Source organism: Synechocystis sp. IPPAS B-1465, from assembly GCF_003015225.1.
In the GTDB taxonomy this organism is placed as follows: Bacteria; Cyanobacteriota; Cyanobacteriia; order Cyanobacteriales; family Microcystaceae; genus Synechocystis.
The window spans coordinates 1,325,446-1,351,033 of sequence record NZ_CP028094.1; the positions used below are offsets into that span (position 1 = coordinate 1,325,446).

25 protein-coding genes and 1 tRNA gene are annotated in these 25,588 nt (G+C 49.7%); 13 read left to right on the forward strand and 13 right to left on the reverse strand.

All coding sequences use genetic code 11. The features are described 5' to 3' along the window. The first annotated feature begins 251 nt into the window (after positions 1-251). Both psb28 and C7I86_RS06255 read left to right on the forward strand, forming a co-directional pair. On the forward strand, positions 252-620 hold the full coding sequence (gene psb28, locus C7I86_RS06250) for a photosystem II reaction center protein Psb28 (protein WP_010872409.1): 369 nt from the start codon (positions 252-254) through the stop codon (positions 618-620). 118 nt (positions 621-738) lie between these two features. Beyond that, entirely contained in the window at positions 739-2,487 is a 1,749-nt protein-coding gene (locus C7I86_RS06255; RefSeq protein ID WP_010872410.1) for a peptide ABC transporter substrate-binding protein, read from the forward strand. Between the two features lie 47 nt (positions 2,488-2,534). Here the strand turns inward: C7I86_RS06255 and C7I86_RS06260 are convergent. Both C7I86_RS06260 and C7I86_RS06265 read right to left on the reverse strand, forming a co-directional pair. After that, a tRNA-Asp gene (locus C7I86_RS06260) sits at positions 2,535-2,608 on the reverse strand. A gap of 151 nt (positions 2,609-2,759) precedes the next feature. Further along, entirely contained in the window at positions 2,760-3,362 is a 603-nt protein-coding gene (locus tag C7I86_RS06265; protein WP_010872411.1) for a hypothetical protein, read from the reverse strand. A gap of 119 nt (positions 3,363-3,481) precedes the next feature. Between C7I86_RS06265 and C7I86_RS06270 the strand changes: the two genes are divergently transcribed. From C7I86_RS06270 to C7I86_RS06310, 9 genes are all read left to right on the forward strand, one after another. Then, positions 3,482-4,252, forward strand: a complete 771-nt coding sequence (locus C7I86_RS06270; RefSeq protein ID WP_010872412.1) for a type 1 glutamine amidotransferase — start codon at positions 3,482-3,484, stop codon at positions 4,250-4,252. A gap of 49 nt (positions 4,253-4,301) precedes the next feature. Next, positions 4,302-5,516, forward strand: coding sequence for an NAD(P)/FAD-dependent oxidoreductase (locus tag C7I86_RS06275; protein ID WP_010872413.1), 1,215 nt, complete (start codon positions 4,302-4,304; stop codon positions 5,514-5,516). Between the two features lie 284 nt (positions 5,517-5,800). After that, positions 5,801-7,750, forward strand: coding sequence for an N-acetylmuramoyl-L-alanine amidase (locus C7I86_RS06280; RefSeq protein ID WP_010872414.1), 1,950 nt, complete (start codon positions 5,801-5,803; stop codon positions 7,748-7,750). 143 nt (positions 7,751-7,893) lie between these two features. Continuing rightward, positions 7,894-8,733, forward strand: coding sequence for a glutamate racemase (gene murI / locus C7I86_RS06285; protein ID WP_010872415.1), 840 nt, complete (start codon positions 7,894-7,896; stop codon positions 8,731-8,733). Positions 8,734-8,942: 209 nt separating this feature from the next. Continuing rightward, positions 8,943-10,352, forward strand: coding sequence for a Rieske 2Fe-2S domain-containing protein (locus C7I86_RS06290; RefSeq protein ID WP_010872416.1), 1,410 nt, complete (start codon positions 8,943-8,945; stop codon positions 10,350-10,352). A 318-nt stretch (positions 10,353-10,670) separates the two neighbouring features. Then, positions 10,671-12,008: an NAD(P)/FAD-dependent oxidoreductase gene (locus tag C7I86_RS06295; protein ID WP_010872417.1), complete on the forward strand. Its 1,338-nt coding sequence runs from the start codon at positions 10,671-10,673 to the stop codon at positions 12,006-12,008. Between the two features lie 90 nt (positions 12,009-12,098). After that, the gene (locus C7I86_RS06300; protein WP_010872418.1) at positions 12,099-12,527 is read left to right on the forward strand and encodes a hypothetical protein; all 429 of its coding nucleotides are present in this window, start codon (positions 12,099-12,101) and stop codon (positions 12,525-12,527) included. Further along, a complete protein-coding gene (gene rimI / locus C7I86_RS06305) occupies positions 12,527-13,003 on the forward strand; it encodes a ribosomal protein S18-alanine N-acetyltransferase (RefSeq protein ID WP_010872419.1) in 477 nt (158 codons plus the stop codon). Before C7I86_RS06300 ends, rimI begins: the two co-directional genes overlap by 1 nt. 24 nt (positions 13,004-13,027) lie before the next feature. Further along, on the forward strand, positions 13,028-14,494 hold the full coding sequence (locus C7I86_RS06310; protein WP_010872420.1) for a deoxyribodipyrimidine photo-lyase, 8-HDF type: 1,467 nt from the start codon (positions 13,028-13,030) through the stop codon (positions 14,492-14,494). An 8-nt stretch (positions 14,495-14,502) separates the two neighbouring features. Here C7I86_RS06310 and C7I86_RS06315 read toward each other — a convergent pair whose 3' ends face one another. The 7 genes from C7I86_RS06315 to C7I86_RS06345 all read right to left on the reverse strand — a co-directional run bounded on the left by C7I86_RS06315 (position 14,503) and on the right by C7I86_RS06345 (position 19,395). Further along, entirely contained in the window at positions 14,503-15,009 is a 507-nt protein-coding gene (locus tag C7I86_RS06315) for a Spy/CpxP family protein refolding chaperone (protein ID WP_020861687.1), read from the reverse strand. Positions 15,010-15,065: 56 nt separating this feature from the next. Further along, complete coding sequence (locus tag C7I86_RS06320; RefSeq protein ID WP_020861688.1) at positions 15,066-15,434, reverse strand: hypothetical protein; 369 nt, start codon at positions 15,432-15,434, stop codon at positions 15,066-15,068. After that, positions 15,424-15,984 carry a sigma-70 family RNA polymerase sigma factor gene (locus C7I86_RS06325; RefSeq protein WP_010872423.1) on the reverse strand — a complete coding sequence of 187 codons (561 nt, stop codon included), beginning with the start codon at positions 15,982-15,984 and terminating at the stop codon, positions 15,424-15,426. The genes C7I86_RS06320 and C7I86_RS06325 overlap by 11 nt, the downstream gene beginning before the upstream one ends. A gap of 162 nt (positions 15,985-16,146) precedes the next feature. Then, positions 16,147-17,502: a H(+)/Cl(-) exchange transporter ClcA gene (gene clcA, locus C7I86_RS06330; RefSeq protein WP_010872424.1), complete on the reverse strand. Its 1,356-nt coding sequence runs from the start codon at positions 17,500-17,502 to the stop codon at positions 16,147-16,149. Between the two features lie 9 nt (positions 17,503-17,511). Then, a complete protein-coding gene (locus C7I86_RS06335) occupies positions 17,512-18,438 on the reverse strand; it encodes a serine hydrolase (protein WP_010872425.1) in 927 nt (308 codons plus the stop codon). Between the two features lie 50 nt (positions 18,439-18,488). Next, positions 18,489-19,049, reverse strand: a complete 561-nt coding sequence (locus C7I86_RS06340) for a phycobiliprotein lyase (RefSeq protein WP_010872426.1) — start codon at positions 19,047-19,049, stop codon at positions 18,489-18,491. Positions 19,050-19,146: 97 nt separating this feature from the next. Then, complete coding sequence (locus C7I86_RS06345) at positions 19,147-19,395, reverse strand: hypothetical protein (RefSeq protein ID WP_041428174.1); 249 nt, start codon at positions 19,393-19,395, stop codon at positions 19,147-19,149. 173 nt (positions 19,396-19,568) lie between these two features. On the opposite strand from C7I86_RS06345, the gene C7I86_RS19075 reads away from it, so the two are divergent. Together C7I86_RS19075 and C7I86_RS19080 are read left to right on the forward strand one after the other, a co-directional pair. Continuing rightward, the gene (locus tag C7I86_RS19075) at positions 19,569-19,928 is read left to right on the forward strand and encodes an IS630 transposase-related protein (protein ID WP_010872427.1); all 360 of its coding nucleotides are present in this window, start codon (positions 19,569-19,571) and stop codon (positions 19,926-19,928) included. Further along, positions 19,922-20,416: an IS630 family transposase gene (locus tag C7I86_RS19080; protein WP_010871314.1), complete on the forward strand. Its 495-nt coding sequence runs from the start codon at positions 19,922-19,924 to the stop codon at positions 20,414-20,416. Before C7I86_RS19075 ends, C7I86_RS19080 begins: the two co-directional genes overlap by 7 nt. 429 nt (positions 20,417-20,845) lie before the next feature. Here C7I86_RS19080 and psbC read toward each other — a convergent pair whose 3' ends face one another. The 4 genes from psbC to C7I86_RS06370 form a co-directional block, all read right to left on the reverse strand. Beyond that, the gene (gene psbC, locus C7I86_RS06355) at positions 20,846-22,228 is read right to left on the reverse strand and encodes a photosystem II reaction center protein CP43 (protein ID WP_014407100.1); all 1,383 of its coding nucleotides are present in this window, start codon (positions 22,226-22,228) and stop codon (positions 20,846-20,848) included. Beyond that, on the reverse strand, positions 22,212-23,270 hold the full coding sequence (psbD, locus tag C7I86_RS06360; protein ID WP_010872429.1) for a photosystem II D2 protein (photosystem q(a) protein): 1,059 nt from the start codon (positions 23,268-23,270) through the stop codon (positions 22,212-22,214). Before psbD ends, psbC begins: the two co-directional genes overlap by 17 nt. Positions 23,271-23,607: 337 nt before the next feature. Continuing rightward, positions 23,608-24,951: a chromosomal replication initiator protein DnaA gene (gene dnaA, locus C7I86_RS06365; protein ID WP_010872430.1), complete on the reverse strand. Its 1,344-nt coding sequence runs from the start codon at positions 24,949-24,951 to the stop codon at positions 23,608-23,610. A gap of 54 nt (positions 24,952-25,005) precedes the next feature. Then, complete coding sequence (locus tag C7I86_RS06370) at positions 25,006-25,410, reverse strand: YidH family protein (protein WP_041425957.1); 405 nt, start codon at positions 25,408-25,410, stop codon at positions 25,006-25,008. Positions 25,411-25,588 lie beyond the last annotated feature (178 nt).

A 25,588-nucleotide genomic window follows, 5' to 3' on the forward strand; every position in this document is an offset into this window, starting at 1 on the left:
GAAAATTCCGGTAATTGGTCAAGATTAAGACCCCTTCAATTTATGGCTTCCTTGGCGATCGGGCAAGGTTGGCAATGAACTATTTGTCCAAGCCCAACGGAGACATGGGCCACAGCGCAAACCCCTCCGCTCCTTGGGTAAACTCCGACCGGGGATCACAGACCTTCCACCCCTCCGGTAGTAGTTAAACTGTCCTGACCGGCTCTAGTAAAAGTTGTTAGGATCAAAGAAATCCCATTCCGGTGTGAATCATGATGACCCTCACTCCCACCATCGAATTTTTTGCTGATCTCCCCGAAGAACTCAGCAATGTCAGCCTCCGCCGCAATTCTACTACCGGCGCTCGCACTGTGGTGATGACCTTTGAACGTCTCCAGGCGATCGAAAAGTTTCAGAGTTTTACCCAAAGGTTTAACGGCCATTTACGTCTTGCTGACGAAGAGGGGGCGATGGAAATTGAACCATCGTCAGTAAAATTTATTTTTGGTGGAGACGAAGGGGATGAACTGCGGGGTGCCCAGTGCAGTTTTGACCTAGTTAAAAATGATCATTGGGAACGCTTTATCCGTTTCATGGAGCGCTATGCGGAGGCCAATGGCATGGGCTACCAAGATCGTTAGGGGAGAAAAGTTACCGGAGCTGAACCGGAATGACGGAGATCAAAGGCCAAAACTTTGCAAACAGACTCTAATCAGGGGACAATCTAGCGAAATTAAGCCTTGATTATCCCTGTTGCCTGTGTTGCTAAATCTTCCCGCCACCGTTAAGTCTCGTTCTTGCCAAAAACTAATTGGGGGGCTGTTGCCCTTATTATTGTTTGCCTGTGGTAGCCCCAATGTCGGCAATGGTAACTCTCAGCAGAATGGTCAAGAAACCCTGAAAATTCTCTCTTGGCAGGCTCCCACGATTTTAAATCCCCATTTGGCTACGGGCTTTAAGGATGCGGAAGCTAGTCGTATTGCCCTGGAACCCCTGGCAAGTTTTGACCAAGAAGGCAACCTAGTCCCGTTTTTGGCGGCGGAAATTCCCAGCGTAGAAAATGGCGGCGTGGCGGCGGATGGTTTGTCCGTCACCTGGAAGTTAAAGCCTGATGTGCTCTGGTCTGATGGGCAACCCTTCTCGGCGGAGGATGTGGCGTTCACTTACAAATTCCTCAGTGATCCCAAAACTGGGGCCACCAGCACTGGTACCTATGAGGCGATCGCCAAGGTGGAAGCGTTGGACAAAAATACAGTCAAAATAACCTTTAAGGAACCCAACCCAGCTTGGTTTTTACCCTTTGTGGGCAGTGAAGGGATGATTTTGCCCCAGCACATTTATAAAGATTTTGTCGGGGAAAAGGCGCGGCAGGCACCGGCAAATCTGTTGCCCATCGGTACTGGGCCCTATCGGGTCACCAGTTTTAAACCAGGGGATGTGGTGTTGTATGAAGTTAATCCCCATTATCGAGACCGGAAAAATATCGGTTTCCAACAGGTGGAAATTAAGGGTGGGGGAGATGCTACCTCCGCGGCCCGGGCCGTACTGCAAACTGGGGATGCGGATTTTGCCCTCAATTTACAGGTGGAGGACAATATCCTCCAGTCCTTGGCCCAAGGCGGCAAAGGGGAAATTGTGGCAGATTTAGGCAGTTTGAGTGAACGGGTAATATTTAATCTCAGCGATCCCGATCCTGCGCGCACCAATGGCGATCGCTCCTCGGTGAAGTTTCCCCATCCCTTTTTGCAGGATCCCTTGGTGAGGAAAGCTATAACTCTAGGCATTGACCGGGATTTAATTGCCAAGCAACTCTATGGTGTCACCGGACAGCCCACGGCCAACGTTCTGGTTTTACCCCAGCAGTATGCTTCCCAAAATACGAGTTTCCAATTTAATCCCACCGAAGCCCAGCAATTACTCGACCAAGCGGGTTGGAAGGACAGCAACGGCAACGGTATTCGGGACAAGGATGGCATTGAGTTGCAAATGGTATTCCAAACCAGCGTTAATCCCCTGCGGCAAAAGACCCAACAGGTAATTAAACAAACTCTCCAGGCGATCGGCGTGGGGGTAGAACTGAAAAGCATTGACCCCAGTGTGTTCTTTTCCGGTGATCCGGCCAACCCCGATACTTTGGAACGATTTCAGGGGGATTTGTCTATGTTCACCACGGGCAACACTAACCCGGATCCGAGCAAATATATGCAAACCTTCACCTGTGGGGCCATTCCCACCGCCGAGAATCAATGGAGTGGGGACAATTATGGGCGTTACTGTAGTGCCGAATACGACCAACTCTGGCAAAAAGCAGTGGCTGAACTGGACCCGGAAAAGCGCCAACAACTATTCATTCAAATGAACGATTTGTTAGTGGATGATTATATTTTGGTACCCGTGGTGCATCGAGCCAGTGTGGTGGGAGTAGGCGATCGCCTGGATGGGGTGGCGTTAACTCCCTGGGATCGTCCCACTTGGAATATCAAAGATTGGCAGCCGAAAGCAAAATAGTGGAAAGACTCAGGGGGGCTCGTTGAAGGATTATTGCTCTCTTTTAACGGGTCTGACGGGGCTCGAACCCGCAACTTCCGCCGTGACAGGGCGGTGCTCTAACCAATTGAACTACAGACCCAGGTTTTTCAGACTTTTACCATTACATCAGTTGTGCCGGGGATTGTCAACCCCTGACGAAAAATTTTCCCTTTTTTTCCAATCAGACAAATGGGCCGGAGCGGATAACTTGCCGTAGTCCTAACCCTCGGCCTCAATCCATTTTGGGGTAACTATTTAACCTGGGCGATCGCCTGGCGAATGGCTTCCCGCTGCTCTTGGTCATAGTTCCACCGTTGCAAAAAGGCTTCGTAGGGCCCGGGGCCGTCTAAACTCTGTTCCAACTCGGTCAATTTTTCTGGTAAGCCGGGTAGGGATAGCTCGTTGATTAAGGTCTGAGTCCGTTGGGCCACCTGCTGGGAACCCTGGGCCGCCTCCCCGTCCCCCGCTCTTTGGTGGAGAATTGCTGTGGCGGTGGCCATGGCCAGATTTTTTACCAAAAGTTCTCCTACGATCGCCGGAGAGGAACCTAGAGCGGTCATTAAGGCCGGGTTTGGTTGATCCGCCAGGGAAAAATTCTGGGCAGTGAGAAAAGTAACAAAAAATCCCCGGGCCCCGTTTTCAGTGGCGACCAAATTGGCGATCGCCGTGGTCATTTCCTGGTCAGTAAGATTATTTGCCGCAATTTCTAGCAATAATGCCTGGCTATGGGCAATGGCCTGTTCAAAGCTGAGGTCAGTGTAATTTATGGAAGCAACCATGGCATTGGGGTGAGGATTCAAGGGATGGGCGGCGGGGGAGAGGGAAAGGAGAGCGGGTAAAATCAACGGCAACATGGAAAATGCCTAGGGAAAATGGGAAGATTTTCTCGACTATTGTAGTCAGTGGTGCCAAGATTTACATCCGAACCGTGTCTTGCTCCCAGGGATTAATCTCTCCCCAATGAAAATAAAGTATGGAATTAACAATCGGCTGGCTTTATCCCAAACTCATGAGCACCTACGGCGATCGGGGCAATGTCATTTGCATCCAACGTCGTTGTCAATGGCGGGATATCCCTGTGAAAATTCTGCCCCTGGAACAGACCAGCGAGGCGGCACTGTTTCTCCAAGCCGACTTAATTGTGGGGGGCGGGGCCCAGGATCGCCAACAGGAAATTGTCATGCGGGATTTGCAAGGATCCAAAGCAGAGGCGCTGAAAAATCAGTTAGACGATGGCATTCCCGGAGTATTCACCTGTGGTTCTCCCCAACTGCTGGGGCATTATTACGAGCCTGCCTTAGGGCAACGCATTCAGGGTTTGGGACTGCTGGATATGGTCAGTAAACATCCAGGACCAGAAGCAAAACGCTGCATTGGTAACGTAGTGTTTGAAATTACCGCTGAACCCCTCCGGCAAGAATTACAGGCTATGACCGGGGAAACTCCCATTGTCATTGGCTTTGAAAACCATGGCGGCCGCACCTATCTCCAAACCGTTTCTCCCCTGGGTAAGGTTAAAACCGGCTATGGCAACAACGGCGAAGATGGCTTTGAGGGGGCTTTCCACCAAAAGGCGATCGCCACTTACTCCCATGGCCCTCTGTTGCCCAAAAATCCCTTTTTAGCTGATTGGTTAATCCGCACGGCGTTGGAGAAGAAGTATCAGGATTCGGTGCAGTTAACTCCCTTGGATGACTGCCTCGCCCAACAAGCCCGCGCCGCCATGCTCAAACGGCTAGAATAGGAGCAATTTGATTACAAAATGTAACAAGCCCTCACCACTGGCAGAGATTATGACGGACGCTCGACCACGGATTTGTATTTTAGGGGGAGGATTTGGCGGACTTTACACCGCTCTACGCCTCGGTCAACTATCCTGGGAGGGCCATACCCCACCGGAAATTGTCCTCGTCGACCAACGGGATCGGTTTTTATTTGCCCCTTTCCTCTACGAACTGGTAACAGAGGAAATGCAAACTTGGGAAATTGCCCCTCCTTTTGTAGAACTTTTAGCGGAATCGGGGGTAATTTTTCGTCAGGCGGAAGTGACCGCCATTGATTTTGACCACCAAAAAGTGTTGTTAAATGACCAGGACAAGGGCACCGAAAGTTTAGCGTTTGATCAGTTAGTCATTGCCCTGGGGGGCCAAACTCCCCTGCCAAATCTGCCGGGGCTAAAGGATTATGGTTTGGGATTCCGCACCCTGGAAGATGCCTATAAACTCAAGCAAAAATTAAAATCACTGGAACAAGCCGACGCAGAGAAAATTCGTATTGCTATTGTTGGTGGGGGCTACAGCGGGGTGGAATTAGCGGCCAAACTCGGCGATCGCCTAGGGGAACGGGGCCGCATCCGCATTATTGAGCGGGGCAAAGAAATTTTAGCCATGTCCCCGGAGTTCAATCGTCAACAGGCCCAGGCCAGTCTTTCCGCCAAGGGAATTTGGGTGGATACGGAAACCACCGTTACCGCCATCACCGCCACCGATGTCACCCTCCAGTTCCGAGAGCAGGAAGATGTAATTCCAGTGGACTTGGTGCTTTGGACTGTGGGCACCACCGTTTCTCCTTTGATTCGTAATTTAGCCCTGCCCCATAACGACCAAGGCCAGCTTAGAACCAATGCCCAACTACAGGTGGAAGGAAAAACTAACATTTTTGCCTTGGGGGACGGAGCCGAAGGTCGGGATGCTAGTGGACAATTAATTCCCACCACGGCCCAAGGAGCCTTCCAACAGACGGACTATTGTGCCTGGAACATTTGGGCTAACTTAACCGGCCGTCCCCTGCTGCCCTGTCGTTATCAACCCCTAGGGGAAATGTTGGCCCTGGGCACCGATGGCGCTGTGCTGAGTGGTTTGGGCATTAAATTAAGTGGCCCCGCCGCCTTGTTGGCTCGTCGTTTGGTCTATCTCTACCGTTTTCCCACTTGGCAACATCAACTGACTGTGGGCTTGAATTGGCTGACCCGCCCCCTGGGGGATTGGCTCAAAAATGAACCTTCCTGAGGGAAACGTCGTCTAAAAAACCTGCCTTCCCTGGCGATCGCCGAAATGGTGGCTGGGGGGAAAGGGCTGCTCGGGGCCCGAAAGGCTCTGCTTGCTTGCTTTGGGAACTGTATTGCGGTTACTATCTCCCAAGACTATACGCCACACCGTTTTGATTAATGTTCCCGTTGGCGGCGGCCCCTAACAATCCGCTGAATGGCCTATTACCACCCCCATGCCCTAGACGGGTCATCCGGGGGAAGGCAACAGGTTGGTTTAGCGGTTTATTGAGTTGAGAAGTCCCTATGTCAAGATTGCCTGGTTTTGCTCTTACCTTTCTGTCGGTCTTGTTAACCAGTCTGCCAGCCATGGCGGGGCAGTTAGTTAACTGGAATTTCAATGCGTCCCAGAATCGGCTGACTTTCTACACCGATTCCCGGGTTCAGCCCACAGCCCAACTGATCCCCAATCCCACCCGCATTGTGGTGGATTTGCCCGGTACAACCTTGAGGGGCCCCACCGTCAGGCAAGCTGGAGGGGGAAGGGTAAGGGAAATTCGCATCGGTGAACCGGATAGTTTTACCACCAGGGTGGTGATTGAACTGGATGCGGGCTACACCGTTGATCCCCAACAGGTTAAAGTCCGGGGCATTACCCCGACTCAATGGGTGGTGGAATTACCTACCCCAGAATTGGCTCCCGCCAGCAACAATAATGCCCCTGGTCCCAATCCCGACGGATCTTCTCTGCCTACTCAGAATTTGAGTGCCGCTAACCCCCCCAGCACCGGTCAGCAGTACTTACAGGTCACTGGCAACGGACTTTTTGTGCGTCTGGATAAAAATGGCGATAACAGTGGTATCCGCATCCAACCCAATGCTCGCCAATCCACGGTTAACTTTGAGCTCAATGGGGCGGTGCTGCCAGAAAGTTTGGTGGGGCAGTCTTTGCCCGTGGGACAATACGGTGTTGAAGAAATTAAGTTTTCCGATAATCCCAATAATCCCCGCCTTTCCCTGGCCCTGGCGGACAGTGGGGGCGGCTGGAATGCTTACTATAGTCGGGTTGGGGGAGGCGTAGTGCTGCTCCCAAAGCAGATTAGCCGGTCTGGGGGGGCTAACCCAGCGCCTGGATCGGCGGCCGTTCCGGTCAGTAACAACACTTCCAATTCTTCCCCTAGTTCTTCTGGTAATAGAAGCCCTAATGATCGCCTAGTAAGTCAGGCTTCCAACCGCAATCTCGCCAATATCACTGCCATTGAAGTGACCAGGGATGATAGCCAATTGATCATCCGGGGCGATCGCCAAATTAATGCTAGGGGGAATTTCAATCGTTTAACCGGTAACTACGAAATTCGTTTAGACCGGGCCCAACTGTCTCCCCAGTTCCAAAGTCCAGAGTTGGCCACTGGGGGCCCCCTTTATCAGCTTAATATTAGTCAGGAAACGAACGATTCAGTTTTAATTCTGGTCCGGCCCAACACTGGCCGTCGCTTTGGCCGTCTGTTCCGTTCTGGGGGCAGTCTTTATGCCCTGGAATTGATCTCCGATACCACTGCCAGTCGTCCTACGGGAAATTTACCTGCTAACAATCCACCCAGAGGGAATAGCGGGGATCAAATCTCCATTGCTGTCCAGCCCCCGCCGGCCAATGCCACCCCCAGTTTTCCCCCGGAGTGGAGCAATCCCCCTGCCGGTAATTTACCATCCGTTCCTCGGGGAGGCCGTTTGGTGGTGGTGGATCCCGGCCATGGAGGTAAGGATCCCGGGGCGATAGGTATCCGAGGCGTGCAAGAAAAAGATGTAGTCCTGGCTGTTTCCCAATACTTGCAACGATATTTGGAGCAACAGGGGGTCCGGGTGTTGATGACCCGCACGGGGGATTATTTCATTAGCCTCCAGGGCCGTACCGACATGGCCAACCGAGCCGGAGCGGATTTATTTGTCAGTATTCACGCCAACTCCATGGGCATGGGCCGTCCCGATGTGAATGGTTTTGAGATTTATTACCATGGTAATGCAGGTCTATCCCAAGCAATCCATCGCAATGTGGTTAATTCCCTGAATGTGCGGGACCGCCGGGTACGCCAGGCTCGATTCTACGTTCTACGGAATTCCCGCATGCCCTCCACCCTAGTGGAAATGGGCTTTGTCACCGGCAATGAAGACAATTACAAACTTACGGATCCCAATTTTCAGCAACAGATGGCCCAGGCGATCGCCAGGGGAGTTTTGGAGTATCTGCAACAAAGGTAGGACTTATTCGTCCATAGAATTCAAATTCAGAGAAACTTGACTTATATGAAGGATATGGTGACCAAAACCTATTTACTTCATCTATTATTCGTGTTTCAATGACAAGCATCTTTCCTTAATTAACAGGTATAGTTCCATACAAAATGCGTGAGCCCCAGCGTAGCCGAATTGGCGTTTTTGATAGTGGTGTGGGTGGGTTAACCGTTCTACGTGAGCTGTATCGACAATTACCTAAAGAGTCAATTCTTTATTTTGGCGATACGGCACGGCTACCTTACGGCAAAAGATCCCCGCAAGTAATCCTCCAATATGTCCGGGAAATCCTTACTTGGATGGCAGCAGAGGAAGTGAAAATGGTAATCATGGCCTGCAACACCAGTTCTGCTCTGGCCCTGGAAACCGTGCAACAGGAATTCAATATGCCAATTTTGGGAGTGATTCTCCCCGGGGCCCGGGCGGCAGTGCGTCAAGGTCGGCGCATCGGTGTTATTTCTACCCCCGCCACTGCGGCCAGCAACGCCTATCGCCATGCCATCCACGAGATCACCCCTGATGCATTGGTCTGGCAAATGGCCTGCCCAGAATTTGTGCCCCTAATTGAGCAAAACCGCCTCCATGACCCCTACACCCTAGAGGTGGCCAAGGGCTATTTACAACCCCTTCTGGATGCAGACATTGACACCCTGGTATTTGGTTGTACCCACTATCGTCATTTAACCCCCGTCTTTCAGCAGATTTTGCCTTCCCATATCCGCCTAGTAGACCCGGCCAGCCATGTGGTCAAAGCGGCCCGTCAGGAATTGGAAGTGATGGGACTGCGGAATTCGGAAATGTCCATTGCCACCCGTTTCACTGTCAGTGGCTGCCCCCAACAGTTTGCGGAGCTTTCCCACCAATGGCTCGGTTTTACCCCCATGGTGGAAAAAATTTCCTTGCCCTGCTTGAGTTCAATTTGCCCCCAACCCTTGGAAATACGAGAGTAGAATACTAGTCAGATTCCGGTATTCCTGCTTGCCCGATGGCTCGGGATTCCTGAACTAATAACTCCAATAACGGCGATCGCCATGCTCAACTTTTTGCGAGAGGCGGTCGTTTTTTAATGGAGCCAAAGACTGGAAATAATCGTTACAATTCTTAATAATTCACCAATGGTTATGGCTGTGCCCTGACTGAGAATCCACTAATTCTTCCTATGACCAGTTTGTTAACCTCCTCTGCCCAAGCTCCAGTTGCCAACGCTCCCTTTCCAGCAGGGGGACTAGACCAAAGCAAATTTGATTGTCGGGCCGTGTGGTATCCCCTGGCTTACGAGGAGGATTTGGACAAACGCAAACCAACTCGTTTTACCCTGCTGGGAGAAGATTTGGTGATCTGGTGGGAAGCGAATAGTCAACAATGGCGGGTTTACGCCGATCAATGTCCCCACCGTTTGGCCCCCCTTTCGGAAGGTAGGATTAACAAGGCTGGCCAGTTGGAATGTCCTTACCACGGTTGGACTTTTGCGGGATCAGGGCAATGTCAAGCGATTCCTCAACAACATACCGGAGGCCAAGCCCACACCAGTAAACGGGCCTGTGTGCGTTCCCTGCCAACCCAAGTGGCTCAAGGTTTGCTCTTTGCTTTTCCTGGGGAAACTGATCAAGCAGAAAAAGTTGCCCTCCCCTTGGTGGATGTGTTGGATGGGGATCAGTCTGAATGGGTTTGTCTCAATACTTTTCGGGATTTGCCCTACGACGCCTTTACCCTGATGGAAAATGTGTTGGATTCGAGCCATATTCCCTACACCCACCATAAAACCGTTGGTAAACGCAGTAACGTTAGTCCGGTGGATTTGGAGATTATCCATGGCGATCGTCAGGGATTTACCGGCATTTGGGAAGAGGGACCAAGAAAAGGTACGTTGGGCAAGCAAACCACCACTTTCATTGCGCCGGGGTTGATGTGGCATGATTTAACTTCAAAGCAATTTGGTCGAACTTTAACGGTGGTTTACGCTACTCCGATTCGCCCAGGGGAGTGTCGTTTATTCGCCCGTTTTCCTTTTAAATTTCCTAGTAAGTTTCCCCGGTTAGTAATTGGTTTCACGCCCCGTTGGTATTCCCATTTAGGACAAAACCGGGTGTTGGAAGATGACCAAATTTTTCTCCATTTCCAAGAAAGATTTGTGCAGGGCAAAGGCGGATCGCCCAATTATGAAAAAGATTGTTACTTACCCACTAAAGCAGATTTGTTTGTGGCGGAATTTCACCGTTGGATTGAGCAATATCAAGTCAAACCCTTTGGGGATAGTCCGTTACCTGATCGCCAATCGGTAGAGCAATTAATGGATCGTTACCATTCCCACACTGAACATTGCCACAGTTGCCGCAATGCCCTTGCTAACATTGAAAAAATTCAAACCGGGAGCCTCGCGATCGCCATTATCTGCTTGGTTTGCTTGCCAGTGGCTAGTTTAGGCTTAGCTCCTAATTTCGCTCTGGGATTGGGCTTGACAGTGTTGACTGGCTTAGGTTTTGCACTCTGGGCTGGTTTGGGCAAATTTAAACAATCTTTTTACCAAGGCAACCCCATTCCCCCAAGAAATATTCTTGATAAAGGCTAACTGCTTTTTTCTGTGATTAAAAACCTTTGCAATGGAGTATTGAGCATAATTTTATTGCCGAAAGTAAGACCATTAAACTGAATCTAAGAGCCTGTTTAAAAGCCCCCTTGACCCCCAAATTTGGGGGGACACTGACTGAAAGTCCCCCAGTATTGCCGGAGCCTTAGTGAGTTAATTTAGAGGATGGAATAAAACTTTCCAAACACGTTCCAACGTCAGGGTTTGGCCAAGAATAATCGATATCTTTGTAACAACCATTACCGGTAATCCCCAAGGAAATGATTACCATTAACAAATCGTAATATTTTCGCCGTTGCTATGAATTCCCCCACCTCTCCCCGTCGTCCCCATGTGGTTATTGTCGGGGGCGGCTTTGCCGGTCTTTACACTGCAAAAAATTTACGGCGATCGCCGGTGGATATTACCCTGATTGACAAACGGAATTTCCATCTTTTCCAACCTTTGTTGTACCAGGTGGCCACGGGTAGTCTTTCCCCAGCGGATATTGCTTCACCGTTGCGGGGAGTACTAAAGGGACAAAAAAATATTCGAGTGTTGATGGATAAGGTCATTGACATCGACCCCGATAAGCAAAAAGTGGTGTTGGAGGACCATGCCCCTATTGCCTACGACTGGCTGGTGGTGGCCACTGGGGTTAGTCATCATTACTTTGGCAATGACCATTGGGCTGCCCTGGCTCCGGGTTTAAAAACCATTGAAGATGCTTTGACCATACGCCAACGAATTTTTGCGGCTTTTGAAGCGGCGGAAAAGGAAAGTAATCCAGAAAGACAACAGGCTTGGTTAACCTTTGTCATTGTCGGGGCGGGGCCCACCGGGGTGGAATTGGCAGGGGCGATCGCCGAAATTGCCCATAGTTCCCTCAAGGATAATTTTCATCGCATAGACACTAGGCAGGCAAAAATTTTGCTCATTGAAGGGGTTGATCGAGTACTGCCTCCCTACAAACCCCAATTATCGGCCAGGGCCCAACGGGATTTGGAAGACCTAGGGGTAACGGTGTTGACTGAAAGAATGGTGACTGACATTAACCCGGAACAGGTGACGGTGCATAACAACGGCCAAACTGAAACCATTGTGACAAAAACGGTGCTCTGGGGCGCTGGGGTCAGGGCTTCTAGCCTCGGTAAAATCATTGGCGATCGCACTGGGGCCGAGTTAGACCGGGCCGGTCGGGTAGTGGTCAACCCGGATTTGAGTGTGGCCAGTTTTGATAATATATTTGTCCTGGGGGATTTGGCTAATTATTCCCACCAAGGTGATCAACCCCTACCCGGTGTGGCCCCCGTGGCTATGCAGGAAGCAGCTTATTTATCCAAACTCATTCCTGCCCGGTTAGCGGAAAAAGAACAAATCATGGTTCCTTTTCGCTACATTGACTACGGTAGTCTAGCGGTGATTGGTCAGAATAAAGCGGTGGTTGACCTTGGTTTTGCCCAATTTACCGGCTTGGTGGCTTGGATGATCTGGGTTTGGGCCCACGTTTATTACCTGATTGAATTCGACAATAAACTAATTGTCATGTTGCAATGGGGTTGGAATTATTTCACCAGAGGCCGGGGGGCCCGACTCATCACCGATACCCCCAATCCCCAGAGCACTTCCACCGTGCAGAAGGAACTAGTGCGCCCCTAGAGTTTAATTTCGGTAAACCCCACCATAGCTTGAGCAAACAATGGCTTAAACTGTGGAAAATAAGGCTATGGGCCCGAGCCTGGGAAAATAATGTTACACTTCGCCCAAATTACCATTGACCAGCAGGGAAATTGTCATCAACTAACGGTTTTGGCCAGTTGCCAGAATCATCAGTGTTGGCAAAGGAGCAACTTTACCCTGCCCCTGGGCAACCCAGACCATTGGACTGAGGGGTCTTTGGTGTTGGTTCAAACCGATGCCGACCAGCAAGTAGAACAAATTCGGGATGGGCTGGACTGGCTACTGGAAATTTTGGAAATTGTCCCCAATGCCAATGGTTTTTCCTCGGATCAAGCTCTTTCCTCTTTGGTAAAACAGGAAAAGAGGAGGGTAGAAGCTTGGCGTCAGGAAATGGCCGCTAAAAATCTAGATTTGACTAAGCGACAAATTGAGCTGGAAACCCAACGGCAACAACTGAAAGAATTGGAATTAAAACTGCAAGAGCAGGTAAAAACTTGATGGTTTCGCTTCTTGGCCCCAAATATGATCTTTTTTGGCCCCACAGGGAAGAACTGCCCCAGTTTGCCCAGTTAGACCAGCAATGTTTGGGGGGCATGTGGACGTTAGCGGGTTACGAGCGGGAATGGGACAGTGACCACAGTGTTCTGTTGGGAATTCGTTTAATAGCCAGGGGGAACTTGGTGGCCATGGGGGCATTTTGGCAAATTTTAGAAGAAGCCCACATCACTTTGTTAGCTGTGGCCCAGGCCCATCGCCGGCAGGGATTGGGAAAAATCCTTCTTCAGAACCTCTTAGCAACGGCGGAACACCGACAATTGGAAAGGGCTACTTTGGAAGTGAGGGCATCCAATCAGGCTGCCATGGACCTTTACCATCAATTTGGGTTTCAGTTGGCGGGGTGCAGAAAACGTTATTACCCCGATGGGGAGGATGCCCTAATTCTCTGGAAAAACCATTTGAGCTCCCCTGCCTAGTAACAAGCTAGGGAAAACGGCACAATGGGGAGGCAGTTGATTTTGTTTCCCATGTCTGACCAGTCTGACCATCCCCTAATTTTGCTGTGGCACCGCCGGGATTTACGCCTTAATGATCATTTAGCTTTGGCCAAGGCCCGTCAAAAAACTGCCAAAATTGTCGGTGTCTTTTGTCTGGATAACAAAATTCTGCAAGCGGAAGATATGGCTCCGGCCCGGGTGGCTTACCTGCTCGGTTGCCTACAATCTTTACAGGATCATTACCAGCGCCTCGGTAGTGAGTTGTTGGTTTTCCAAGCAGATCCGGTGCAGTTGTTGCCCAAATTGGCCAATACCTTAGGTGCCCACGGTGTTACTTGGACTTTAGACACGGAACCCTACGCCCAAAAGCGAGATTTAGCAGTGGCCCAGGCTCTACGGGAAAGGGGTTTGGCGATCGCCACGGAATGGGATCAACTCATGCACCATCCAGGGGAAGTGCTGACCCAAGCGGGCAGCCCCTACACGGTTTACACTCCCTTTTGGAAAAATTGGTCCCAACTGCCCAAAACAAGTCCGGTACCCACGCCCAAGGATTTACAGGGTTTAACTCCAGCAGAAAAGGAAAAATTAGCTCCTTTAGAGCCCCTGGCCATACCCCAGTTAGCGGATTTAGGTTTTATCTGGGATCAACCTCTCCCATTAACACCGGGGGAAGAAGCAGCTGAGCAAAGATTGGACTGGTTTGTGGCCCATGGGTTGGAGGAATATCAGCAAAATCGTAATTTCCCAGCCCTAGATGGCACTTCTCAACTGAGTGCCGCTCTCAAATTTGGTGTGATTTCCCCACGAACCCTGTGGCAGACTACCCTAGAAGCGTGGGAGCAAAGCCGCAGTGAGGAAGCCCGGGCTAGCATTGAAACTTGGCAACAGGAATTGGCCTGGAGGGAATTTTACCAACATTGCCTTTACAGCTTTCCTGCATTGGCCCAGGGACCTTACCGATCGCCGTTTCAGGAATTTCCCTGGGAGGAAAACCAAGACCATTTCCAAGCCTGGTGCGAAGGCAGAACTGGTTACCCGATCATTGATGCAGCGATGGCTCAGTTGAATCAAACGGGCTGGATGCACAATCGTTGCCGCATGATTGTGGCTAGTTTTTTGATTAAGGATCTGATTCTTAATTGGCAATGGGGAGAGCTGTATTTTATGCAGACCCTCTACGACGGAGACCTAGCGGCCAACAATGGAGGCTGGCAGTGGAGTGCTTCCAGCGGCATGGACCCCAAACCCCTACGGATTTTTAACCCCCATACCCAAGCCCAAAAGTTTGACCCAGAGGGGGAATATATCCGCACGTGGTTGCCCCAGTTGGCCCGGTTCGACACGGGGGACTTGTTAACCGGCAAACTTACCCCCGGGTCACGGCGATCGGTCAATTATCCAGAACCCATAGTGGACCACAATCAGCAACAACGGGAATTTAAACGGCGTTATCAATTGGTCAAATAATCGCTGATTTATTGTTGGTTGCCCATGCCCCGGCGACCTTGACGACTATTGCGACGCTCCTGCATTAATTGGGAAAATTTTTGCCGTTGTTCCGGGGTCAATACTTGACGGCTTTCCAGCATACTGTTGAAGCGCAGTTCCCCCAGTTGTTGCCTCAAATTAGCCACCTGGTTGTGTTTGGCGCGGATTTCGCTGTCACTGCCATTGCCAGACATCAGAGTGCGTAATTCATTTTGGCTAGTACGCATTTGCTCCGACAGAGATTGCATTTGGCCTTGATATTTTTGGCGAATGGCTTCCAGTTGTTGTTTTTGACTATCAGTTAAATCAAGGGATTCCATCCACTGGCCCTGGCCACCTTTTTTGTTGCCCCAGCCCCATTGGGCTAGCATTTGCTCGCTGGTATCGCCACTTTGCCAATGTAAATCCAGATTTTGATTTTGGGCCATGGCGGGCATGGTGCTGACAGTACAAGCTAAACCGCTAAGCAAACCGGCGATAATAATGTTTTTCATGATGAGCAAGTTCCTCAGAAAATTAACTGAAAAGTGATTGAAAAGTACAAATTGTCTTATTCCCGTGGGGGATCGCTTAGTAACCACCAATCCTGGTTAGCTCCGTTGACGCTGTCGGGGTAGATGGAGCCAGACCAAGTTTCCTGGAGGAAAGCTTCCAGTTCCGCCATGTTCGGTTCTTCGGCCGTTTGCATCGGCGATCGCCAACCGAAAAGCCCTGCCCCCACTAGGCCGAAGAGTAGAACTCCTCCCCCCAGCCATTGCCAAGACAAACTAGGGGTCAAGGAACGGCGGGGACATTGCTTGATCCGTTGCAAAATCTGCTCCTCTAGTGCCGGCGAGGGAGCGGGAACCCCTGGGCGATGGGCCTGCAAAAAGTGCTTCAGTTTTGTCTCTTGATCGGTATTAAAAGGGTTAAAAGACATCTTGAACTCCCTGTTGCTGCAAGAATTCCCGCATGGCCCGCCGAGCATAGAATAAACGGGATTTGATAGTACCCCCAGGCAAATTTAGTACCTCCGCAATGGTCTTTTGGGGCAAATCCTCCAGATCGTGGAGCACCAACACCGTGCGATGCTCAAAGCTGAGGGTAGCCAAGCCTTGCTGCACCAAATCCTGGTAATGGAGTTGCAACAGATCGGGACTGTCCTCGGGCCGAGACAATTGCAGGGATATTTCCCCTTCGTTGTCGGCTAAGGCAGTACTGGGTTGATGAATCCGTTGGCGCGATCGCCCCAATTGTTTACGGGCATCCTGGGCCACATTCCAAGTAATGCGATAAAGCCAGGTGGCAAAAAAATTGTGATTGCGGAGTTTGGGCAATCCTTTCCACACTTTGAAAAAGACCTCCTGAACTAGATCATCGAGTTGATGCTGTCCACAAAGTTGATAAAGGGTAGAACGTACTTTAGCCTGGTACCGACGATAAAGTTGACGAAAGGCCTCAGCATCACCCTGCTGACTTCGCTGGATCATGCTAGCTTCGTTTTCTTCTACCGCTGGATTGACTAAGGGCTTAACCAACAAAACCTACCTCTTTGGCGGTTACGGGGGTTTAGACCCCACGGGTTTACCCAAGGTTCAAAGGGGAGGCCAGATTTTCCTTCGCTAAAAGAATCGGGGTCAAGACAATAAATCTTAGCCACGGTTTTGTTTAGCTAAAGTTCTTTCTAGCAAGACTGTATAAATGGGTTTACCCCCCAATGCTTCCGCCACCACACTGGCCACTAGGCAGGTAACTAACAAAGGCAAAATCACAAAATAGTTGTCCGTCATTTCTATGGTTAACAGAATTGCAGTTAATGGGGCTCGCACCGTTGCCGCTACTAAAGCTCCCATGCCGGCGATCGCCATTACAGCGGGTTCAGGAATTTGACTGGGAAAGAGTAAATGGAAATGTCTCGCCATGGCTACACTGACAATGGAAGCAATGCCCAACATGGGGGCAAAAATACCGCCAATTGCCCCGGAGCCGTAGCAGATCAGGGTTAACAAAAATCTGCCACAAAACACCAGTATGAGTGTAGAAAAATGGGATTGACTGTTAAAAGCCCAGAGCACTGCATTGTCTCCCCCGTCGGTGAGGGGTAGGGGAAATAGGGACAAAATGCCAATGATGGAACCGAGCAAAAACCCTTTCCATTTAGTTGCTAGGGGCGGCAGGCGATCGAACCAGTCTAGTACTTTGAATAGACCCCGGTTGAAGGTGTAACCCATCACCCCAAATAAAATCCCCAAAATAATGAACATCCAGAGGGAATCCAGGGGAACCCGTTTAAACTCAGTCAAGCTGATGATGGCGGACTGCCCTCGAATCATTCTGAGAATAATAGTGGCCATCACACAGCCAAATAGTAGGCTATGGTACGCCAAGGTTTGACTACGAAAACGAGGATGCATTTCTTCCCCAATCAGAGCTACCCCTGCCAGGGGCGCATTAAAAGCGGTGGCCAAACCGGCCCCGGCTCCCACTGCAATTAAAATTCGTTGATTCTCTTGAGTTGCCTTGAACCACCCCCCAGTCATCTGGCCAATGCTTCCCCCCATTTGAATCGTTGGCCCTTCAAATCCCGCCAACATACCAGCTCCCAAGGATAAAAATCCCCCCACTAATTTGATAGGCAAGACCCTCTGCCAGACCAGGGGAAGTTTCCCTTCCAAATGCCCTTCAATTTGGGGAATACCACTGCCGCTGGTGTCCGGGGCAAAACGTTTCATTAACCAAAAGCTGAGGGCTACCATGCCACCACTGATCAGAGCGGTGACCAGCCAAGCCAAGGGCGGTATGGGGGCAAGTATTTGTGCTAATTGCGATCGCCACTGGAGCATATTGTTCACAGCGGATTTAAAACCGGCCCCCAATACACCGGTAATCAGCCCCACCACAATGGCCGCCACAAGGGTACGGGGATGGAGAGAACGGGCGCTATCGGTTAAATTCCTGGGAAGTTTATCTAACCAGCGTCGATTAGAGGTTTCAAAATCGGCAGCCATGGCTCTGATTTAGTGGGCATTGGCAAAGGCTTGGGAAATAAACGGCAATAGGCGGCGATTGCCAGCGAGGGCAGAATTTTCCGTGAACACCACCAAAAGATAGGGACTCTGGTGGGGAATTTCAATGTAGGCACAATCATGGCGCACCTGGCTGGTCCAACCGGCCTTAGACCACATTTGGGCATCTTTAGGCAATGGTTCACCGAGAAAACCGGTAATTTGGTTATCTTCCCCCAAAGGAGCCGGAGCGGCCGTTAAATCTCGTTTAAGTAATTGCATCATTTGTTGGGAACGGGTTGAGGACACCGCCACCCCGCCAATGATACTGTGTAATAACCTGGCCACAGCATTGGTGGTTAACATGTTGCGCTGTTCGTAAAGTTCCCCCACAAAGGCCCTTTCCCGGCCATAGTAACCATCACCCCAGGTCTTTTGGTTGACATTAATATTCTGCAACTCCTCCCAGCCCAAGGATTGAAAATAACGGTTCACAATATTGCGTTGTTGCTGCCAAGTTTCAAAGGGTCCGGGGGGTAACATGGGCCCACTGCTGGTGCCAGTGAGTATATCTACCACTAAGCTAGTGGCATCGTTGCTGGAGTCCACAATCATATCCCGCACGGCCCGGTCCAACTCCGGGGAATCATTCACCATGCCTCCTTCCAACCATTCCGCCATGGCCACCAGGTAAAACAATTTCACCACACTGGCGGGATAAATACGTTCAATGCCCCGATAACTAAAACCCCGCACCGGATATTGCCAAAACTCATTGGCGGCGATCGCCCCCCCGGTATTAACCACCACTGGAGCGTCATAAACCAACCAAGTCAAGGCAATTTGATCCCGCTGAAGTTGGGGGAAAGTTTGCCAAGTAGTTTCGAGAATAGCCTGGGCCATATCCCCCAAAGCCGGGTCTTCTTTAAAAAATGCCATGGAATAATCGGTTCGGGTTGAGGATAATTATTACTTGTACTTGATAACTGTTACTCTGCCGGAGGCAAACGACGAATATCAGAATAGAAGGCACTATGACTATAACCTTCTCCCTGCTGGATCAAACTGGTGCGGAGTCGGAGATTAGGACTAGCATACCAATGCCTTTCCGTTAAACTAGTCTCCCCATCCCCTAGATTTAGGGTCAAACATTCATCAGAACCTAAATGATAATCACCCCTTAGGAAAGCCAAGTTGGAATTCGTTGTGCCCCGCCATAGTTGACCCCGATCTCCATGGTCAGCATCGGGTAAAAAGCCATAATAGATGGTGCCCTTTTGTTTGGACTTGCCCCAGTCTACGGAATTATCCCAACTCAGTTGTAGCAGGATTAACTCCCCTTGATTTTTTAACCCGGCCCGCTCCAGGAGCGATCGCCCAAGCTCAGTTTGACTATCCCACCTTTGCACCGTCACATCGGATTTGGCATTGCCCGCTTCATTTTGCTCAAAACTATAATTAGTACGTTGGGAAAGCCATTTTCCTTCCCAGGCGGTGATAAATTCCAAAAAATCCATAGCGAAAAAGCTTCTTGGGGCAACAGGCTTCATTTTAGGCTATTGGGGGTGAATCGATGGCAGGGGATCTGCGGAAATTGGCGTTAACAACCTAGCAATTAGTCTAAATGAACTACTTGATCGCACTCGCCTAGAGACCAGTACCATTCAGCATTCGCATTACCACGTCAATAAATTTTTCACCCCAAACAATTGACAGTAAGCCACATAATGTAACTAGCAATGATGCAACACCTACCTGAACAAGTCCAAAATTGTCAAATGTCGAATATGTCACAGGAATTAGCAGTACAAGAGCACCAACTGTAGCCCCTCCCAAAAAACGATAGATAACTTTTAAAGATGAATGTTGTTTGGGATCGGTGTTGTCATAGGTCATCAGAAATTCCTTCAATACTTTAAAACAATGGGTAACGCTGCTACGCTTTTGCTACCTAAACAGAGTATCTAACGATCGGGTAAAGGAGCAAGTTTTAGTTATAGTCATTTCAATTAGCGATGAGAGAATTTAATGTAAAATCATGGGGTGTACAAGATGAACAGGTTTAAACAATGGCTTACAGTTTAGATTTGAGGCAAAGAGTAGTAGCTTATATAGAAGCTGGAGGAAAAATAACTGAGGCTTCCAAGATATATAAAATAGGAAAAGTCTCGATATACAGATGGTTAAATAGAGTAGATTTAAGCCCAACAAAAGTAGAGCGTCGCCATAGGAAATTAGACTGGGAAGCTCTAAAAAAAGACGTAGAAGAAAATCCCGATGCAAGATTGATAGACAGAGCCAAGAAATTTGGAGTGAGGCCGAGTGCCGTATATTACGCATTAAAGAAAATGAAAATAAACAGAAAAAAAAAGAACTATGTTATCGAGAAAGAAACCGGGAGGAACGAGTTAAGTACTATAGAATGTTAAGAGAACTAATCAAGCTCTATGGTAGTCAAGCTATAGTTTACATAGATGAATCTGGATTCGAAGCAATCCAGGCTTGTATTTATGCCTGGTCAAAAAAAGGAAAAAAAGTTTATGGAGATAGACAAGGAAAAAGGGGAGTCAGAGAAAATCTAGTAGCAGGGAGAAGAAAGGGAAAAAAAGATTTGATTGCACCGATGGTTTTTACTGGGAGTTTGAATGCAGAAGGCTTTGAAGGATGGTTAAAATTATATTTACTACCCTCCCTCGACATTCCATCAATATTAATAATGGATAATGCTCCTATTCATCGTAAAACTGCCATTAAAGAATTGGCTAAAGAAGCAGGTCATGAAGTTCTTTTTTTGCCAAAGTATTCTCCTGATTTAAATGATATTGAGCATGACTTTAGTGCCTTGAAACGAGCTAGAATGTACGCTCCTATTGACACGTCTCTTGATGAAATTATCCGCTCTTACTGTGGCGTTTAGCATCTCAGTCTTATTTGAATCTACTATATATTCCGATCCCTATCCTCAGAGCCGTACATACAACCTTTACTGTATACGGCTCAAGCAGCGTCTTGAAATATGGATTCCGGTTAACTTTCGGTCGGTAGCATTCGCTTATTGAGACATCCTGTTTTCGCTAAAGGGGTCGGCATTGGTTACCCTCCCATTAGTGTTTGAACATTCCAAAGGGGCCATCCCCATCCAGTTAAACACCAGCGGGGAAAGGTTTTTGGAAGCCGTTCCAACTCCCCTGAACGACTTTCGAGTCGCGCGTCTAATAGGTAACTGGCCTCACTCCAAAAAATAGGATTATCTTAAAAATAATAATCCCCCACCAAATGGGCAGGGGACACTAATCAATTGGGTTTAACTAAAGCAAAACCTTTGCAAAATCAGAAAAGTCTCAATCTAGTCGAGGTCAGGCATGAACAACGTGGGTTCCGTTTCCCGGTCAATACCTTTTTCAAACCCAGCGGCCGCCGCCCGAGCACGACCAGCATGCCAGAGGTGACCAACTAAGAAGAAGAAGCCAAGGACAAAGTGGGAAGTAGCCAACCAAGCCCGGGGAGATACGTAGTTAAAGGAGTTAACGTCGGTAATAACCCCACCCACAGAGTTCAAGGAACCAAGGGGAGCATGGGTCATGTATTCAGCGGCCCGACGTACTTGCCAGGGCTGAATGTCATTGCGGAGTTTGTCCAAATCCAAACCGTTGGGTCCACGGAGGGGCTCCAACCAAGGACCACGGAAGTCCCAGAAACGCATGGTTTCACCGCCGAAGATGATTTCCCCAGAAGGAGAACGCATCAGGTATTTACCCAAACCAGTGGGGCCTTGGGCAGAAGCAATGTTGGCACCTAACCGTTGGTCCCGCACCAGGAAGGTGAAGGCTTGGGATTGGGAGGCTTCCATGCCGGTGGGGCCATAGAATTCACTGGGATAGGCAGTGTTGTTAAACCAAACAAATACGGAGGCAATGAAGCCCATTAAAGACAAAGCACCCAAGCTGTAGGAAAGATAAGCTTCCCCAGACCAAATCAGAGCCCGGCGAGCCCAGCCAAAGGGTTTGGTCAGAATGTGCCAGATACCACCGGAAATACAGATCAAACCGATCCAGATGTGACCACCGATGATGTCTTCCATGTTGTTGACACTGATGATCCAACCTTCTCCCCCAAAGGGCGCTTTCAGCAGATAGCCGAAGATAATCGCCGGGTTGAGGGTGGGGTTAGTGATCACCCGTACGTCCCCACCACCGGGGGCCCAGGTGTCGTATACACCGCCAAAGAACATGGCTTTAAAGACCAGTAACAGAGCACCACAACCCAACAGGATCAAGTGGTAGCCAATGATGTTGGTCATCTGGTTTTTATCTTTCCAGTCATAGCCAAAGAAGCTGGAATACTCTTCCAATACTTCCGGGCCACGGAGGGCATGGTAAATACCCCCAAGACCTAAAACTGCGGAAGAAATTAAGTGCAGCACCCCTACTACGAAGAAGGGGAAAATATCAGTCACTTCTCCAGCGGGACCAACGCCCCAGCCCAGGGTCGCAATATGGGGCAGGAGGATTAAACCCTGCTCATACATGGGTTTTTCGGGAATGAAGTGGGCAACTTCAAATAGGGTCATGGCCCCAGCCCAGAAAACGATCAAACCGGCGTGGGCCACGTGGGCACCAAGTAATTTACCGGAAAGATTAATCAGCCGGGCATTTCCCGACCACCAAGCAAAACCGGTAGAGGGAAGGTCACGTCCCCCCACCATCGAAGTATTAGAGAGCGTTACCACGGGGGAGAACCTCCTCAGGGAAGATAAAGTTTTCATGGGGTTGATCTTGGGGAGCCATCCAGGCGCGCATCCCTTCGTTCAACAAAATGTTTTTCGTATAGAAAGTTTCAAATTCCGGGTCTTCCGCCGCCCGTAGCTCCTGGGAGACAAAGTCATAGGCCCGTAGGTTCAAGGCTAAACCGACGATACCGACGGAACTCATCCACAGACCAGTTACCGGCACGAACAACATGAAGAAGTGCAACCACCGCTTGTTGGAGAAAGCAATACCGAAAATCTGAGACCAGAAACGGTTAGCGGTCACCATGGAATAGGTTTCTTCTGCTTGGGTGGGTTCAAATGCCCGGAAAGTATTGGAATCTTCCCCATCTTCAAACAGGGTGTTTTCCACCGTGGCACCGTGGATAGCACAGAGGAGGGCGCCGCCCAAAATCCCTGCCACTCCCATCATGTGGAAGGGGTTCAAAGTCCAGTTGTGGAACCCTTGCAGGAACAAAATGAACCGGAAGATTCCCGCTACCCCAAAGCTGGGGGCAAAGAACCAACTGGATTGTCCCAAGGGGTACATCAAAAAGACACTGACAAACACCGCAATGGGACCAGAGAAGGCGATGGCGTTGTAGGGACGAATGCCAACCAGACGGGAAATTTCGAACTGACGCAGCATAAAGCCAATCAGACCGAAGGCACCGTGGAGGGCAACGAAGGGCCACAAACCACCGATTTGGAACCAGCGGGTCAGGTTACCTTGGGCTTCGGGTCCCCAGAGGAACAGGAGGGAATGGCCGAAGGCATCGGCGGGGGAAGAGACCGCCACGGTCAAAAAGTTAGCTCCTTCTAGATAGGAACTGGCTAGACCGTGGGTGTACCAGGAAGTAACGAAGGTGGTGCCGGTTAGCCATCCCCCCAGGGCCATGAAGGCACAGGGGAAGAGCAGCAAACCAGACCAACCAATAAATACGAAACGATCACGCTTTAGCCAATCGTCGAGGACATCAAACCATCCTCTTTCGACTGGGGCGCGTCCGACTGCAATAGTCATAAATGCAAATCCTCTTGCGTAGCTAGCATCAAAGGCAAGAATTTCTAAAGGAGGCTTTTGTAATTTGGGTTATGCCATTTAGACTCCATTCTCTAATAAGACGAGACGATTGGAAACTACACCGCCGGGGTATAGCGGTTGGCCAAAACCCAAATGCGGCCTGTCGGTGGAACAATATTTGTTCTCCTGATGCCATTTTCTTATGGGTAGCAAGCCAGGCCACAGGGGCCAAACCTGCACTTATGTTGGCGTTCCTTGCCGAAACGCATCTACATATTATTAGCAAATATTTTACATTCTGACATATTCACTCTCATAATCGCCGATCGCCAGGGGTCTAGGATTCCGGGGCTTGGCCGGCAATATTGATGCGATGACTGAGGCTAGTGAGGGTCTGACTGGTCTCCCAATCTTTTTGCTGGAGCTGGGTTATTTTGTCGCAACTGTACATCACGGTGGTGTGGTCTTTCCCGCCAAAGGCTTCCCCAATGCGAGGCAAACTCAGGTCTGTGTGCTGACGCATTAAATACATCCCCACTTGACGCGCCAGGCTAACTTCCCGACGGCGGGAGTTACTGAGTAGTTCTTCAACCTTTAACTGATAATGCTGGGCCACAATGGTGATGATGGTCTCCGGGGCGGCGGCCACCTTTTCCACCGGGGGATTGAGCACCGGCGCAATGTTTTCCACTGTCATGGCCACGTTCGATAGGGACGTGTAGGCGATCGCCCGGATCAGGGCTCCTTCCAGTTCCCGGATGTTGGAAGTGTAATGGGAAGCAATATACTCAATGACCTCCTTGGGCAGACGAATCCTGTCGTACTCAGCCTTTTTTTGCAGAATGGCCATGCGGGTTTCCAAATCTGGCACCTGGATATCGGCAATTAAGCCCATGGAAAAACGGGAAATGAGCCGGTCCTGTAAGCCAGGAATCCTTTGGGGAGCACGGTCGGAGGCTACAACCACTTGTTTGCCCGCTTCGTGGAGACTGTTGAAGGTGTGGAAAAACTCCTCTTGGGTGTACTCCTTGCCCTTAATAAATTGAATGTCGTCAATGAGTAGAAAGTCTGCACTGCGGTAATAGCTTCGGAAATCCTCCATATTGTCCTGGCGGATGGCCGTGATCAGATCATTGGTAAATCTTTCTGTGGAAACGTAATAAACCTTGGCGTTAGGGTACATTTCCAGTCGGTAATGGGCGATCGCCTGCATGAGGTGGGTTTTGCCTAGACCAACGCCGCCACAGAGAAAAAGAGGATTAAATTCCCGTCCGGGGGATTCTGCTACAGCCAAAGATGCCGCATGGGCCATGCGATTGGTGGGCCCCACCACAAAACGAGAAAAAGTATATTTACCATTGAGCGCTGTGGCATTTTTAGGGGTGGTCTCCATGGGCAGAGAAGACTCCTGGCCAATTAAGCTATGGGGTTCCAAGCCATCGGTAATGAGCTTCACCGTGATCTCCTGGCCTGTTAAATCCGTCAGTACCTCCATCAGCAGTGGTCCATAGCTTTTTTGCAGATGGTTCAGGACAAAACCATTCTCCACCTGAATGGTGGCCACCCCATCCCCCAAGGAAATTAGGACTGATGCTTTGATCCAAGTGTCAAAGGCCGGTTTGGTTAACTGGGTTGCCAGGATTGCTAGGGCCTGTTGCCAAAGATTTTCGCAGGAGACCATCAAAAATATACAAATATACTTAGTAGGAAAACTCTATTGGTGAGCGTGAACGGCCTAAAACGATTGGAACATGATTGCTAAAAAAGCAAAGGTTCCCACCACCACCAAGGCGATCGCCACCACAAAACTAATGGAAAGACGGGACTGGTAAGTGAAACGTCCCCGTTCAATGTGCTTTAAATCCTGACGGTGATTAATGGCCGCCGCCAGTAGGGCTAAGGTGCCAATGATAATAAAGGATAAACCCAAAGTCCGGGATAGGTGAAAACCATTTCTGCCCCCCGGAAACGCGCCATGGATGGCAGCGACAATACGGTCAATGCCCACGCCAAAACTGATCAAAGAAAGGCTGGTGCGAATCCAAGCCATTAATGTCCTTTCTGCGGCGGCCCGATTCCGTTCCTTGGCCAATTCATTGGCTAAGTTATAGGGCTCTGGAGTTGGGGGATAATTATCCATACATTTCGCTAGCAAGTAAATTTGCTGTTTATCAAAAAAATGGACGCTAAAATCCCCTATTAAAGCCAAACCCAAGCAAAAGGCCCAAAGCCCAGAGACTTTGGACAATATGACCAGGTATTTGTCCCAGAGCTGAGGGGGCAATAGGCAATAACTGTGGGAAACTGAGAAAAACCAG